Origin of the sequence: Flavobacterium sp. 270 (genome assembly GCF_004368785.1) — a bacterium.
Classification (GTDB): Bacteria; Bacteroidota; Bacteroidia; order Flavobacteriales; family Flavobacteriaceae; genus Flavobacterium.
In genome coordinates this window covers 160,575-176,307 of record NZ_SODM01000001.1, presented here as the reverse complement: position 1 = coordinate 176,307, position 15,733 = coordinate 160,575, and the positions used below count along the sequence as shown (strand labels likewise).

The window sequence follows — 15,733 nt, the reverse complement described above, 5'->3', positions numbered from 1 at the left end:
CATTAATACCAGATTAAGTTATACTATTACCTTTCTTAGTGTTAACTTAAAGTTTGCTTAAGATGAATATTTTGTGTATTCTCGTGGTTTTAAGCGATTTCTGCGTTCTAAAATATTTATCTTTGACAAACAAATTATAATATAATCTACATGCATATTCTAATAGTTGAAGACGAAATAGGTATTGTTCAGTTTTTGCAGCAAGGACTTCAGGAAGAAGGATATCAGATAACCACTGCAGATGATGGTTCAAAAGGTTTTGAATTAATTCAAAGCCAGCAATTTGATTTGATTCTGCTGGATTGGATGCTGCCAAAAATTAATGGTCTGGATTTATGCAAAGCCATTAGAATTAAAGATAAAATAACGCCGATTATTTTTTTAACTGCAAAAGATACCGTTCAGGAAACCATAGAAGGTTTAAAAGCCGGCGCAAACGATTATATAAAAAAGCCGTTTAGTTTTGAAGAATTGGTAGAACGCATAAAAGTGCATTTTAGAAATCAAAAAGATTCAGAAATCCTTTCTTTGGGCACTATAACCATTAATTTATCGAAACACGTTGTCCTAAAAAACGATGAAGAAGTAGCCCTTACACAAAGAGAATTTGAGTTATTAAAATATTTGATTCAGAATAAAGGCAAAGTCTGCACCCGAAACCAGATCTTAAAAGATGTGTGGGAAATTCATTTTGAGTACGATACCGGCGTAATTGATGTTTTTATGAACGCTATTCGTAAAAAACTCAATCTTAAGATAGAAGAAGATTATATTAAAACAATTCGCGGTATTGGTTATATCGCAAACGACTTATAATGGCACAGTTATCCTTTAAAAACAGAATTGCATTAAACTATATTATTACAACAGGATTGTTGATTTTGGTGGTTTTTTCAGCCATTTATTTTACGGTAAAATTTACGGTTTACAAGCATATTGACGAAAATTTGATGATTGAAATAAACGATCATTTAAAAGAAATCAGAGTTGAAAACAAGAAAGTAATTTTTATGGACGCCGAAGAATGGGAAGAACGCGAACATAATTCTGTAGATGTAAATCCTGTTTTTGTCCAGTTTTTTGATTTGAATAAAAAGACAATCGAAAAATCACCTAATTTAAAGAACGAAACCCTTGTGTTTCATGATAGTGTAGAACATTATCAATTATTTGACACCAAATTATTAAACAATACAATTCGTCAGATTCAAATTCCGCTTCATATAAAATCAAAAAAAGTCGGCTATTTGATTATTGCAATGTCACTTTCAGACTCTTCTAAAGTCTTAAAAAACCTTTTTGATACCTTATTAATTGCGTTTCCATTTATATTAGTATTGCTGTTTATGATTGCCAGATTTTTTGCAGGGCGAAGTATAAAACCAATAAATGAGATCATAAATACGTCTAAAATAATTACCAAAGACAACTTAAAAGCAAGGATTGCACTTCCAAAAACGCGTGACGAATTGTTTACACTTTCTAAAACAATAAACAATTTATTGAACAGAATTGAAGATGCAATTGAACGTGAAAAACAGTTTACTTCTGATGCTTCACACGAATTAAGAACGCCTTTGACAGTAATAAAAGGAACACTTGAAGTTTTAATTCGTAAACCACGTGATAATAAGGAATATGAAGAAAAAATTAATTATTGTATAAATGAAGTTGATCATCTAAATTCGTTAGTAGATCAGCTGCTTTTAATGGCTCGTTTTGAAAACCAAAAGCAGAATATAAATACAGAATCGGTTTATTTAAACGCCGTAGTTTTGGATGTCCTGACATTAAATTCTGAGAAAATCAATACGAAAAAAATGGATGTGATTTTTGAAGCAAAAGAAGATTTTTATATCTATTCTGATAATTATCTGGTCGTAACCATTCTTCGAAATATTATTTCTAATGCTGTAAAATATTCAAATGATAATGGCAAAATTACCATTGCATTAGCCAAAGAAAATAACAGAATTAACTGCACCATTTCAGACAACGGAATAGGAATTGAAAAAGAAGATCTGGAGTCTATTATGAATCCATTTTTTAGATCGAATTCAACACTTCATTCAGAAATAAAAGGAACAGGACTTGGTTTGTCTATTGTAAAAAGAATGACAGAACTACTACATATAAAATTTCAAATAGAAAGTAAAATAGGAATAGGAACAACTGTTGTTTTAGTTTTTAACGAAAAATCTACAACGTTTGAGTCAATAGAAGAAAACTAATAAAAATCGAGCTTGATATTTTTTTTAACAATAAACTACCGTTAAGTTAAATTAAAAATTGCTTTTTTATGAAATTAACTAGTATATTTGCAACCGAATCAAAGAATACAAAATACAACAAATCATGATTTCTATTCAATTGCATCATCATCATTTTCATTATTGCTCTCAAGCGATGTGTTAATGGTATGCATGTAAATCATCATATTTTAAAACCCGTTTGAGTACATCAAACGGGTTTTTTAATTCCAATTCTTTGTACTCAGACTATTAATCAAAAAAAAAACTAAAAAAAAATGAGTACTTTAAAAATTGCAATTCAAAAATCAGGTCGTTTAAACGAAGAAAGCATTCAAATCTTAAAAGACTGCGGTATTTCTATCAACAATGGAATCGACCAATTAAAAGCCGAAGCTTCAAATTTTCCTTTAGAAGTTTTATATCTTAGAAATTCAGATATTCCGCAATATTTATTAGACGGCGTTGTAGATTTAGCTATTGTAGGCGATAATTTATTAGTCGAAAAAGGAAAAGGAATCGAAGTAGTTCAAAAATTAGGATTCTCAAAATGTAAGGTTTCTGTAGCCGTTCCTAAAACTTTAGAATACAATTCTATTCAGGATTTAGCAGGATTAAGAATTGCAACTTCATACCCAAACACCGTAAACGAATATTTTAATTCTTTTGGATTAACGGTAGACATTCACCAAATTTCTGGTTCTGTAGAAATCGCTCCAAATATCGGACTTGCAGATGCAATCGTTGATATTGTTTCAAGCGGCAGTACTTTATTCAAAAACAACTTAAAAGAAGTTGAAGTAATTTTGAAAAGTGAGGCAGTTTTAGCTGTTTCTCCAAATGTTTCTCCAGAAATCCAAAAGCACATCGATACTTTAAAATTTAGAATTCAAGCTGTTTTAAGAGCGAGAAATTCGAAATATATTTTAATGAACGTTCCAAACGATAAAATCGACGCAGTTGGAAAAATCCTTCCGGTTTTAAGAAGTTTAACCGTTTTACCTTTAGCGCAGGAAGGCTGGAGCAGTGTGCACTCGGTTATTGATAAAGATACTTTTTGGGACGTAATCGATCAGTTAAAAGAAGTAGGAGCAGAAGGGATTTTAGTTTGTCCGATTGAGAAAATGGTGTTGTAAAAAAGAAATTCCAATTAAAAAATTCCAAATTCCAAACTTCAACAACAGCTTTGCGAACTTTGCGTTTTTAAAGTAAGAGAATAAAAAACTTAGCTCTCTTTGCGGTAAAATTTTAAGCCAAACATTGGAATTTGGAATTTAAAAAATTTGGAATTTAATATAAAATATTATGAATAAAATAGATAATCCAAAACAAGATACTTGGTCTGAAATATTAAAAAGACCAACCAAAACGATAGACGATATTGAAGTTACGGTTAAGGAAATCTTCAAAGAAGTACAGAAAAAAGGCGACGAAGCCGTAGCAAAATACACTTCAATCTTTGACGGAATTGCTTTAGATAATTACGAAGTTACTAAAGAAGAAATTCAGGAAGCAATTGGTTTGATTTCAAGTGAATTAAAAGAAGCTATTCAGTTAGCAAAAGACAATATTTATAAGTTTCACAGCGCTCAAAAAACAGAGAGAATTTCGATAGAAACGATAGAAGGTGTAAACTGCTGGCAGGAAAAAAGACCAATTCAGAAAATTGGATTGTACATTCCAGGCGGAACAGCGCCTTTGTTTTCAACCGTATTAATGCTCGCTGTTCCCGCAGAAATTGCAGGCTGTAAAGAAATTGTTTTATGTTCGCCACCAGATAAAACAGGAAAAATAAATCCAGCAATTTTGTACGCGGCAAATCTTTGCGGTGTAACCAAAATATTAAAAGTAGGCGGCATCCAGGCAATTGCCGGAATGACATTCGGAACACAATCTATCCCAAAAGTATATAAGATTTTCGGCCCTGGAAATCAATTTGTAACGGTTGCAAAACAATTAGCAACGCAGTTTGGAGTGGCAATTGATATGCCGGCCGGACCTTCAGAATTATTAATTGTAGCCGATGATACAGCAGTTCCTGCTTTTGTCGCTTCAGATTTATTGTCACAGGCAGAGCACGGAACAGACAGTCAGGTGATTTTGGTTTCGACTTCAAAAAGATTAATCGATGCTGTTGAAAAAGAAGTTCAAACACAAATCGAAGAATTGCCGAGAAAAGAAATTGCAAAAAAAGCAATCGAAAATTCAAAATTGATTTTTGTAGAAAATGATCAGATTGCGTTAGATTTAATCAACGATTACGGTCCGGAACACTTTATAATCTGTTCTGAATATGATGATTTTTACTGTAACGGAGTTCTAAACGCAGGTTCTGTTTTCATCGGAAATTATACGCCGGAAAGCGCTGGAGATTATGCTTCTGGAACCAATCACACTTTGCCAACAAACGGTTACGCTAAAAATTACAGCGGTGTAAACTTAGATAGTTTTATGAAATCAATGACATTTCAGAAAATTTCAGAAAAAGGAATTCAAAACATCGGAAAAGCAATCGAAGTTATGGCTGAAGCCGAAGGTTTACAAGCTCATAAAAACGCTGTAACGCTTAGATTAAGGAGTATAGATTAAAGAAAATAGAATATAGAACATAGATTTAGAACAAGATGAAAGTCTATTCTCTTTACTCTATTTTCTATATTCTAAAAAAAAACAAGAAAATGAATAATTTCGATATAAATACAATAACCAGAGAAAACGTAAAATCGTTAAAACCATATTCGTCTGCGCGCGATGAGTTTGAAGATTTTAATACTGCCAATATGATTTTTTTGGATGCCAATGAAAATCCGTTTCAGAACGGTGTAAATCGTTATCCAGATCCACAGCAAAGTTCTGTGAAAGCTATTTTGGCTAAAAATAATAAAGTAAAATCAAGTCAGATTTTATTAGGAAATGGAAGTGACGAAGTTTTAGATTTACTTTTTAGAGCTTTTTGCGAACCAAAAACAGATAACATTATTTCGTTACCGCCAACGTACGGAATGTACGGCGTTTTAGCGAATATAAACGCGGTAGAAAACAGAGAAATTTTGCTTTCTACAGATTTTCAGCCACAAGTCGAGAAGATTTTAGATGCTGTTGACGATAATACCAAAATCATCTTTTTATGCTCGCCAAATAACCCAACCGGAAATTCTTTTACGGATGAAAGCGTGGTGAAATTGCTTCAAAATTTTAAAGGTTTGGTTGTAATTGATGAAGCTTATATTGACTTTTCAGACAAAGAAAGCTGGCTGACAGAAATTGATGAATATCCGAATTTGGTGATTACACAAACACTTTCTAAAGCGTATGGTTTAGCCGGAATTCGATTAGGAATTTGTTACGGTTCAGAAGCAGTGATTTCGGTTTTAAATAAAATTAAACCGCCTTATAATGTTAATGAATTAACACAGCTAAGAGCAATCGAACGTTTAAAAGATTCGGATAAAATAAAACAAGAAATAGCTTCTATTATTGAACAAAGAGAAGAATTACTTAAAGTTTTACTAGAAGTGCCTTTTGTGGAGAAAATTTATCCAACAGAAGCCAATTTTGTTTTGGTAAAAGTAGATGACGCTAACAAAAGATATGATGAATTAATTGCAAAAGGAATCGTAATCAGAAACAGAACAACACAGCCTTTATGTGAAAACTGTCTTCGTTTTACTATTGGAATTCCAGAAGAAAATGCAGCTTTGATTAAAGAATTGAAGTTATTAAAATAAAAATATAAGACCGCCAAGTTTTTAGCACGCAGATTTTGCAGATTAAGCAGATTTAAAAAATTAGTGTAATTCGTGAAATTCGTGGCAAAAAAACTGTGGCAGAAAAGATAAATTATGAAAAAAGTACTTTTTATCGATCGTGACGGAACGATTGTTTTAGAACCAGAAGGATATCAATTAGACAGCTTAGATAAATTAGAGTTTTATCCTAAAGCATTTCAATATTTGGCCAAAATTGCCAAAGAATTAGATTACGAATTGGCAATGGTAACCAATCAGGACGGTTTAGGAACAGATAGTTTTCCGGAAGATACGTTTTGGCCAACGCAAAATTTCATTTTAAGAGCTTTTGAAAATGAAGGTGTTTTGTTTGATGATATTTTTGTAGACCGTTCTTTTCCAGAAGATAACGCGCCAACACGCAAACCAAGAACCGGAATGCTGACTAAATATCTAAACAATCCAGAATATGATTTGGAGAATTCTTTTGTTTTAGGCGATCGTTTAACTGATGTTGAGTTGGCGAAAAATCTTGGTGCAAAAGCCATTTTCATGAACAATACAGACGGAATTGGGAGTAATGAAATTTCGTCTAAAAGAGAAGAATTAAACGAAACAATCATTTTACAATCAATGGATTGGAAAGAGATTTATGAGTTTTTAAAATTAGAAGCACGTTCGGCATCAATCACAAGAAAAACAAATGAAACAGATATTTTCATCGATTTAAATCTTGACGGAACCGGAAAAAGTAAAATTGAAACTGGAATTGCCTTTTTTGATCATATGTTAGATCAAATTTCACGTCACGGTCAAATGGATTTGGAAATTTTGGTGAAAGGTGATCTTGAAGTCGATGAACACCACACAATCGAAGACACGGCGATTGCTCTTGGAGAAGTTTTCGCGAAAGCGTTAGGAAATAAACTAGGAATCGAACGTTACGGTTTCTGTCTTCCAATGGACGATTGTCTGGCGCAAGTTGCGATTGATTTCGGCGGCAGAAACTGGCTGGTTTGGGAAACGGAATTTAAACGTGAAATGGTGGGTAAAATGCCAACAGAAATGTTTTATCACTTCTTTAAATCTTTCTCAGACGGTGCAAAAGCCAATATCAACATAAAAGCAGAAGGTACAAACGAGCATCACAAAATTGAAGCAATTTTTAAAGCTTTCGCGAAAGCAATAAAAGTAGCGGTAAAACGTGATACAGAAAAAATGATTTTACCGTCAACGAAGGGAATGCTTTAAAAAAAAATAGTTTCAAGTTTCAGGTTTCAAGTTTCAAGTTGCTCAACAGAACGTGAAACCTGAAACTTGAAACCTGAAATAAAATTAATATGGAGGATTTATATGATTTGACTATTGCAATTTGGTCTCAAACAAATGTAAAACTACAAGAAGGAATATCTTTAGCTTTAATTTCTGAATTTGAGAGTAAGTTAGATTTTAAATTTCCAGAAAATTTTAAAGCTTTTTATCAAAAGGTTAATGGTTTTGTTGAAGGAGAGTGGAATAAAGATATGTTTTCTTTATGGCCAATAGAAAGAATCACTAAGGAGTATTTAATTGCAGAGAACAAGGATTATGTACCATTTTGCGATTATTTAATAAGCTGTTATACATTTGGATATGTGAAAAGTGGAGAAGGTATTATTATGGATATTACATCGGATAAAATTTGTAATACTTTCGAGGAATTTATTCAACTATTGAATTCAAATTCAGATATATTATATTGAATTTGGTATTACCTGAAACTTAAAACTTTAAATCTGAAACAAAAAAACAAAAATCTATGAACGCCAATAAATTTGCAGAAGAATGGATAAAATCATGGAATTCGCATGATTTAGAAGATGTCATGAAGCATTATACTGATGATCTTGAAATTACAACGCCCATGATAAAATTAGCGGGTGGAATTGAAAGCGGTTCACTTTCTGGTAAAGAAAATGTGAAAGAATATTGGGCAAAAGCATTAGCAAAATTTCCAGATTTGAAGTTTGAATTAATCGATGTGACTTCGGGCGTAAATTCTGTAGCGTTATATTACAAATCGATCATGGATAAAAAAGCAGTTGAAGTGATGTTTTTTAACGAAAACGGATTGGTAAATAAAATGATTGCTCATTATACGGATCTATGAAATTGTTTCAAGTTTCAGGTTTCAGGTTTCAAGTTCTCTACAGCAACTTGAAACCTGAAACTTGAAACAAAATAAAACAAACAAAAAAATAAATGAAAATAGTTATCATAAATTACGGCGCAGGAAATATTCAAAGCATTATGTTTGCTATTGAAAGACTGGGTTTTAAAGCCGTTTTGAGTAATAATCCAGAAGAAATTCAATCGGCAGATAAAGTGATTTTTCCTGGCGTTGGCGAAGCAAGTTCGGCAATGGAAAAACTGATAGAAAGCGGTTTAGATAGTTTGATTCCAACGCTAAAACAACCCGTTTTAGGAATCTGTCTCGGAATGCAATTGATGTGTAAATCGTCTGAAGAAGGAAATACAAAAGGTTTAGGAATTTTTGATGTTGATGTAATTAAATTTACTCAAAACGTAAAAGTGCCACAAATGGGCTGGAATCAGATTTATGATTTAAAATCGGATTTGTTTAATGGAATTGCCGAAAATGAATTTATGTATTTGGTACACAGTTTTTACGCGCCAAATTGCGAAGAATCTATTGCGACAACCAATTACGACGTTGAATATGCTTCGGCTTTGCATAAAAATAATTTTTACGGAACACAATTTCACCCGGAAAAAAGCGGGGATGTTGGGGAAAAGATCTTGGGTAATTTTTTAAAAATTCCAAATTTTTAAATTCCAAATTCCAATTCAATATCAAAAATCAATTACAATCAAAATATCAATTTTAAAGTTACAAGAAATCTAAAATCTTAACTCTAAAATCTAAAATAAAAAACATGAGAATAATACCAGCCATAGATATCATTGACGGAAAATGCGTTCGTTTATCAAAAGGAGATTACGATACTAAAATAATTTACAACGAAAATCCGCTTGAAGTGGCAAAATCTTTTGAAGCGCACGGAATTGAATATTTACATTTAGTAGATTTAGACGGTGCAAAATCGAGTAAAATTGTCAATTATAAGATCTTAGAACAAATTGCGACGCAAACGAGTTTAAAAATTGATTTCGGCGGAGGCTTAAAAGCAGATTCTGATTTAAAAATTGCTTTTGAAAGCGGTGCAAATCAAATAACTGGCGGTAGTATTGCGGTAAAAAACAGAGAAATTTTCCAGAAATGGATTTCAGAATACGGTTCAGATAAAATTATTTTAGGCGCTGACGCGAAAGATGAAAAAGTGGCTGTTTCAGGCTGGTTAGAAGATTCAAATGAAGATTTAGTTCCGTTTATTCAGGATTATCAAAGTAAAGGAATTCAATATGTTATCTGTACTGATATTGCCAAAGATGGAATGTTAGAAGGTCCAAGTTTTGATTTGTATGCGAAGATTTTAGCGGAAGCGGGCGGCATAAAACTTATTGCTTCGGGTGGAATTTCAATTTTCGATGAATTACCAAAATTAGCGGAATTAGGTTGTGAAGGAACAATTATAGGAAAAGCAATTTACGAAGGAAGAATTTCCCTAAAACAACTAGAAAACTTTATAATTAGATAATTTGTCAATTGGAAAATTAGATAATTATTTAGCAAATGCAGAAAATTATCTAATTAACTAATTATCTCAATTAACACATTAAAAAGATGTTAGCAAAAAGAATCATACCTTGTTTAGATATAAAAAACGGAAGAACTGTAAAAGGCGTAAATTTTGTAGATTTACGTGATGCGGGAGATCCTGTGGAATTGGCGGCAATATATTCGGCTGAGGGTGCAGACGAATTGGTTTTTCTGGATATTTCGGCAACGGAAGAACGCAGAAAAACGCTGGTAAATATGGTGCGAAGTGTTGCGGAAAAAATCAATATTCCGTTTACGGTTGGCGGTGGGATTTCGTCTGTAGAAGATGTTGAAATCCTTTTAAATAATGGCGCAGACAAAGTTTCTATTAATTCATCAGCAGTAAAAAATCCACAGTTAATCAATGATTTGGCGCAGAAATTCGGAAGTCAATGTGTTGTCGTAGCAATTGATGCGAAACAAATTGACGGACAATGGATTGTACATTTGGTTGGTGGAAAAGTTCCAACTGAATTAAATCTTTTCGATTGGGCTGTAGAAGTTGCAGAACGCGGCGCGGGAGAAATTCTTTTCACGTCAATGGACAACGACGGAACTAAAAACGGATTCGCAAACGAAGCTTTGGCTAAATTATCAACTTTAATCAATATTCCGATAATTGCTTCTGGCGGCGCGGGAAATATACAACATTTCGTAGATTCGTTTAAAGAAGGAAAAGCGGATGCGGCTTTGGCAGCAAGCGTTTTTCACTTTAAAGAAATTGAAATCAAAGCGTTGAAACAAGAACTTAAGAATAACGATATTGAAGTAAGGATTTAATTTTCAATTTTTTAAATTCCAAATTCCAATATCAAAAGTCAATTTCAATCAAAATAACAATTTTCGAATCTAAAATAAAAAATAACAAGATTTCAGAACTCTAATATCTGAACTCTAAAATCTAAAATATACAATGACTGCAGATTTTACAAAAAGCGCACACGGATTAATTCCGGCGATAATTCAGGATTCAGAAACTAAAAACGTTCTGATGTTGGGATATATGAACGAAGAAGCGCTTCAAAAAACATTAGAAACTCAAAAAGTAACTTTTTTCAGCCGTTCAAAACAAAGGCTTTGGACAAAAGGCGAGGAAAGCGGTCATTTTTTGAATTTAATTGATATTAAAAACGACTGTGACGGCGATACTTTTTTAATTCAGGCAAGACCGTCTGGGCCAACTTGTCACACAGGCGCTGACACCTGCTGGCAGGAAGAAAACAAAGAAAGTTATGGTTTTCTGTCTACTTTAGGAAATACGATTAAAACCCGCAGAGACAATGCAGATTCTGAGCAAAGTTATGTAGCATCTTTATTTGCAAAAGGAATTAATAAAATTGCGCAAAAAGTAGGTGAAGAAGCTGTAGAAGTAGTTATTGAAGCAAAAGATGATAATGACGATTTGTTCCTTAGCGAAAGCGCTGATTTGCTTTTTCACTATTTGATTTTATTAGAAGCAAAAGGTTTTAAACTGAATGATGTTGTTGATGTTTTGAAGAAACGTCAGAAGTAAGGTTTTTTGTTTCAAGTTTCAAGTTTCAAGTTTCAAGTTTCAAGTTTGAAATGAGGTTATCCTTCGACTTCGCTCAGGATGATAGTCATTTTTGTCTGGCTGAGCGAAGTCGAAGCCCACACAAAGAACTTGAAACTTGAAACCCGAAACCTCAAACTATTCTAAAAACTCAAAAACAGCAAACTCTTCTGGTTGATGAAAACCATATTTTTTGCTTTTATAAGGTTGTAATGCAAGATATTCGGTTGTGTTACCGTAATCAATTCTAAAAGTATTTCCTTTCCATTTTGTTCCAGTTTTTGGTTTGATGAAATTGTCATTTTTTATGCTTTCTAAACTTGCAAACGGGATTTTTATTTCGGTGCAAAAACCTTCTGGAGTTATTTTACTTATTGTTTCCATTCCTAAAATAGTAAATGTTTTAGAGGTTTTCCAGCCGCCACAAACTGGCGAAATACACTCAATCAGCATATCATAATTTGTAGAAAAAGCATTTACTCCAATTTCTGCATAATTCAGTCCATTTCCGTCGGGATCCAGAAAAATTTCTACCAAATCGTCTGTGTTGAAAATTGGTGAATCTTTCTTTTGCTGTGATCCAATAATTTTTGAATCTTCAGAGCGATAAGCGATATATAGGTTTTTGTCATTCCACGAAAGTGAAACAAAGGTGTTTTGTGTGGCTTTTTCTCCAGAATTATGTATTACAAAAGGACCTAAAAATGGTGTTTTCCAATCAGATAAATCGCCATCAATTATAATATTTTCATTTGTTTTATAAATCGGAATGGATTGAGAATAACCTGTAATAGAAACTGCTAAAAATAAGGTATATAGAAGAGAACTGAATTTCATAAAAAGACGAATGTTTTTAAAAAGCTAAAATAGAGAAGAATATTCAATTTTAACACTAAATCTTTTTAATAGAATTTATAAAATTATTAAAAATTTGATTCGAATGTTTACATTTGTTATAGATTCAGTTCGTATAAATACACTATTTATTTCAAATTATTAAATAATGAAAAAATACTTCGGCGGCGTTTTAATTGCCTTTTTAGTTGGCTTTACTGCAAATGCGCAGGGACTTTTAAACAAATCAGAAACAGTCTTTACACATCAGGATTCTTTGCGTGGCAGCATTACAAAAGAAAGAGTTTGGTGGGATTTAAAATATTATCACCTTGATGTAAAAGTAAATCCAAAAGAAAAAACGATAACGGGATCAAATACGGTTCGTTATTCTGTTCTGACAGAAAGTAATAAAATGCAGATTGATCTGCAGGAACCTATGAATATTACTAAAGTCACTCAAAATGGTAAAGATTTGAAGTTTGAAAGAGACGGAAATGCTTTCTTTATTACTTTAAATGAAAAACAAAAAGTTGGTGATAATAAAGAAATTATAATTTCATTTGGAGGTAAACCTAAAGAAGCCGTGAGAGCACCCTGGGATGGCGGATTCTCCTGGAGTAAAGATAAAAACGGAAAAGATTTTATTGCTACTTCTTGTCAGGGTTTAGGGGCGAGCGTTTGGTGGCCTTGCAAAGATCACATGTACGATGAAGTTGAAAACATGCTGATCACTGTAAATGTTCCCGGGGATTTGACCGAAGTTTCTAACGGAAGATTAAAAAGCGTTAAAAAAGAGAAAGACGGAACCAAAACGTTTAATTGGTATGTTGCAAACCCAATTAACAATTATGGTGTAAACATTAATATCGGAGATTATGCGAATTTCTCTGAAGTATTTAAAGGTGAAAAAGGAGATTTAGATTGTAATTATTACGTTTTGAAAGATAATTTGGCTTTGGCAAAAGAACATTTTAAAGATGCTCCAAAAATGCTGAAAGCTTTTGAAGAATGGTTTGGACCTTATCCGTTTTACGAAGACAGTTACAAATTAGTAGAAGTGCCTTATCTAGGAATGGAACATCAAAGTTCTGTGACTTACGGAAATCAATATAAAAAAGGATATTTAGGACGTGATTTAAGCGGAACAGGCTGGGGTTTGAAATTTGATTTTATCATTATTCACGAATCTGGGCACGAATGGTTTGCAAACAATATTACGTATAAGGATATTGCAGATATGTGGATTCACGAGAGTTTTACCAATTATTCTGAGAGTTTGTTTTTGGAATATTATTATGGAAAAGAAGCTGGTGCTGAATATGTTATTGGATGTAGAAAAGGGATTCAGAATGATAAACCAATTATCGGCCATTATGATGTAAATAATGAAGGATCAGGAGATATGTATCCAAAAGGAGCAAACATGCTGCACACAATTCGTCAGATTGTAAATGATGATGCAAAATGGAAATCGATTTTACGCGGTTTAAATAAAACGTTTTACCATCAAACGGTTACTTCTAAACAAATTGAAGATTATATTAACGAACAATCTGGAGTTAATTTTAATAGAGTTTACGCACAATATTTGACTACAACTCAGATTCCGGTTTTTGAATATATGTTTAAAAATGGAACTTTAGGATATCACTGGACAAATTGTGTTACTAAATTTGATATGCCGGTTAAAGTTAAAATAAATGGTGTTGAAACTTGGTTAAAACCTACTACGGAATGGCAGTCTGAAAAAACAACTAATGAAAACAGAACTTTAGAAGTTGACAAAAACTTCTATGTTACGACTTCTAATATTATAGAGTAGGAGTTTATAAAATTCCAATATTTTAAAAAATTCCAAATTCCAATTTTGTTGGGATTTGGAATTTTTTTATTCTCAGAGTTTGTCATTTCGGTCGAAATGACCAAAAAAACACAAACCCGACAGGTTTTTAAAACTTGTCGGGTTTTTTATAGATTGGAATTTGAAATTTTAAAAAATTGAAATTTAAAACTTATCGACTATTCAATTTTGCTTTTTCTCTTATAATATCAGCAATTTTGCGGTTTTCGATTTTACTTTCAAGCCACGAAATAATATCTAAATAAAGGAAAGCTCTTTTCTCGTAAGTGTTCTTTTCTAATTCAATAAAACGAAGGCGCATTTTAATGAATTCTTTTTTGATATCAGCAGGATAAAAGTTATTCAGGTTTTTCAGGAATTTAATAATTTCCTTTTGGACTTCGTGTAAGTCATTCATTTTCAATAAAAACTTATACGTGTTTTTAAGGTGATTTTCTAAGTAATAATCTTTTCCTAATTCATAATGTGCAATCAACGATAAAAGTCTTGCAAAACACATTAAATCTTCGCGCATCGTTAAGTTCTTGTTGTTGATGATTTTATCTAAATAAAAAATACATTCATTGTATTTTTCGGTTCCGAAATAAATAGAAGCAATTTTATAAAAGAACAACATTTCGTGGTGTTCATCAAGATGCTCGCTGTGAACTTTCAATTTATTTAAAATTTCCGGAATAAGATATTCGCTTTCAGCAAAAGTACCTTCCAGAATGTGTAAATTCAGTTTGTTATTATAAACGTATAGAAATGATAGCGATGCAATGTTATCATTGACGGGAAATTTTGGATCTGCAATCGTTTCTTCTAAAAGAGTCAGGTATTTTTTGAAATTAGATTTATACTTTAACATATAAAGCGATTCTAAAAAGTAATGATTTCCTTTAAGAAAGAATACCGGATTTAGATAAATCATGCTTGGATTATCATAAAAAAGCGTTACCCATTTGTACGCAAATTTATAACTGGCCAAAAAGTCCTGAACCAGAAAACTACGCCAAAGACTGGCATTGTAAAACCAATATTTTTCGCGGAAACCAAATTTGCTTTCGTCTAATTTGGCAACATGACGGTTAAAATAATCGTCTATATATTTATATTCTTCATCACTTTTTACGTAACCGGTTTTCAGCATGATTCCGTACAACTGCAGCGATAAATTAGATAATTTGCTCGAAATGGTATTTCTGTAATTTAATTCTTTGGCCTGAACAACCAATTCGTCTGCGCGGCCCTGAATACTTCGTGTAATATATTGCGATTCTATAAGTTTTTCGAACTCAACAATCTCATACGCCATATATTTTTCATCATTTTCCAGCGCTTGTTGTTTGGTCTTGTCTAAAATCTTTAAACTCTGTTTGTACAATCCTTTATTATAAAGAATAACAGCAAAATCCATTTGTTCGCGCAATTGATAACGAATATTCTGGCTCGGAATATTCAACCTAATGCTGACTAATATTTGCTTGTATAAATATGATTTTAAATTAGATAGCTGAACTTTTTGTATTACGCCGCTTTTAAGAATAAGCTTTTCATCATAGTTTTCGGATTTATCGAGAATATTAAACAATTCGATAAATTTTGTGTTAGAACTCGTTTCTAAGCGGCTTGCAAAAATTTTAAACTGCCTTTTTTCAGATTTTGTAAGCGATTTGATCAGAACAAATAAGAAATCTTTTTGATGGTTAGCCATTGTAAAATATAATAATGTAACTTATTGGTTTTTAGTAATTTAATAGCGTTAAAATTGTTTTATGAACAGTATAATTTCATTAAAATGAATTTCATACTGTAGAACTACAA

At 32.2% G+C, this 15,733-nt stretch carries 15 protein-coding genes; 13 read left to right on the top strand and 2 right to left on the bottom strand.

Annotation, left to right across the window (positions count from 1 at the left end):
* Window positions 1-150 precede the first annotated feature (150 nt).
* From EV144_RS00835 to hisIE, 12 genes are all read left to right on the top strand, one after another.
* Window positions 151-816, top strand: a complete 666-nt coding sequence (locus EV144_RS00835; protein WP_134145237.1) for a response regulator transcription factor — start codon at window positions 151-153, stop codon at window positions 814-816.
* On the top strand, window positions 816-2,231 hold the full coding sequence (locus tag EV144_RS00830; RefSeq protein ID WP_134145235.1) for a sensor histidine kinase: 1,416 nt from the start codon (window positions 816-818) through the stop codon (window positions 2,229-2,231). The genes EV144_RS00835 and EV144_RS00830 overlap by 1 nt, the downstream gene beginning before the upstream one ends.
* A 296-nt stretch (window positions 2,232-2,527) precedes the next feature.
* Window positions 2,528-3,385, top strand: coding sequence for an ATP phosphoribosyltransferase (gene hisG, locus EV144_RS00825; RefSeq protein WP_134145233.1), 858 nt, complete (start codon window positions 2,528-2,530; stop codon window positions 3,383-3,385).
* A 169-nt stretch (window positions 3,386-3,554) separates the two neighbouring features.
* Complete coding sequence (gene hisD / locus EV144_RS00820; RefSeq protein ID WP_134145231.1) at window positions 3,555-4,838, top strand: histidinol dehydrogenase; 1,284 nt, start codon at window positions 3,555-3,557, stop codon at window positions 4,836-4,838.
* Between the two features lie 89 nt (window positions 4,839-4,927).
* Entirely contained in the window at window positions 4,928-5,977 is a 1,050-nt protein-coding gene (gene hisC / locus EV144_RS00815; protein WP_134145229.1) for a histidinol-phosphate transaminase, read from the top strand.
* Between the two features lie 114 nt (window positions 5,978-6,091).
* Window positions 6,092-7,228, top strand: a complete 1,137-nt coding sequence (gene hisB, locus EV144_RS00810; RefSeq protein ID WP_134145227.1) for a bifunctional histidinol-phosphatase/imidazoleglycerol-phosphate dehydratase HisB — start codon at window positions 6,092-6,094, stop codon at window positions 7,226-7,228.
* 89 nt (window positions 7,229-7,317) lie between these two features.
* Window positions 7,318-7,719, top strand: coding sequence for an SMI1/KNR4 family protein (locus EV144_RS00805; protein ID WP_134145225.1), 402 nt, complete (start codon window positions 7,318-7,320; stop codon window positions 7,717-7,719).
* A gap of 56 nt (window positions 7,720-7,775) precedes the next feature.
* The gene (locus tag EV144_RS00800) at window positions 7,776-8,126 is read left to right on the top strand and encodes a nuclear transport factor 2 family protein (protein ID WP_134145223.1); all 351 of its coding nucleotides are present in this window, start codon (window positions 7,776-7,778) and stop codon (window positions 8,124-8,126) included.
* A 92-nt stretch (window positions 8,127-8,218) separates the two neighbouring features.
* On the top strand, window positions 8,219-8,809 hold the full coding sequence (hisH, locus tag EV144_RS00795; RefSeq protein WP_134145221.1) for an imidazole glycerol phosphate synthase subunit HisH: 591 nt from the start codon (window positions 8,219-8,221) through the stop codon (window positions 8,807-8,809).
* Between the two features lie 104 nt (window positions 8,810-8,913).
* Complete coding sequence (hisA, locus tag EV144_RS00790) at window positions 8,914-9,636, top strand: 1-(5-phosphoribosyl)-5-[(5-phosphoribosylamino)methylideneamino]imidazole-4-carboxamide isomerase (RefSeq protein ID WP_134145219.1); 723 nt, start codon at window positions 8,914-8,916, stop codon at window positions 9,634-9,636.
* Window positions 9,637-9,722: 86 nt separating this feature from the next.
* Window positions 9,723-10,478: an imidazole glycerol phosphate synthase subunit HisF gene (gene hisF, locus EV144_RS00785; protein WP_134145217.1), complete on the top strand. Its 756-nt coding sequence runs from the start codon at window positions 9,723-9,725 to the stop codon at window positions 10,476-10,478.
* A gap of 133 nt (window positions 10,479-10,611) precedes the next feature.
* Window positions 10,612-11,211, top strand: coding sequence for a bifunctional phosphoribosyl-AMP cyclohydrolase/phosphoribosyl-ATP diphosphatase HisIE (gene hisIE / locus EV144_RS00780; RefSeq protein WP_134145215.1), 600 nt, complete (start codon window positions 10,612-10,614; stop codon window positions 11,209-11,211).
* A 156-nt stretch (window positions 11,212-11,367) separates the two neighbouring features.
* On the opposite strand, the gene EV144_RS00775 is transcribed toward hisIE, so the two are convergent.
* Entirely contained in the window at window positions 11,368-12,066 is a 699-nt protein-coding gene (locus tag EV144_RS00775) for a carbohydrate-binding family 9-like protein (RefSeq protein WP_134145213.1), read from the bottom strand.
* A 166-nt stretch (window positions 12,067-12,232) separates the two neighbouring features.
* Between EV144_RS00775 and EV144_RS00770 the strand changes: the two genes are divergently transcribed.
* Window positions 12,233-13,888 carry a M1 family metallopeptidase gene (locus tag EV144_RS00770; protein ID WP_134145211.1) on the top strand — a complete coding sequence of 552 codons (1,656 nt, stop codon included), beginning with the start codon at window positions 12,233-12,235 and terminating at the stop codon, window positions 13,886-13,888.
* Window positions 13,889-14,078: 190 nt separating this feature from the next.
* Here EV144_RS00770 and EV144_RS00765 read toward each other — a convergent pair whose 3' ends face one another.
* Window positions 14,079-15,623: a hypothetical protein gene (locus EV144_RS00765; RefSeq protein ID WP_134145209.1), complete on the bottom strand. Its 1,545-nt coding sequence runs from the start codon at window positions 15,621-15,623 to the stop codon at window positions 14,079-14,081.
* Window positions 15,624-15,733 lie beyond the last annotated feature (110 nt).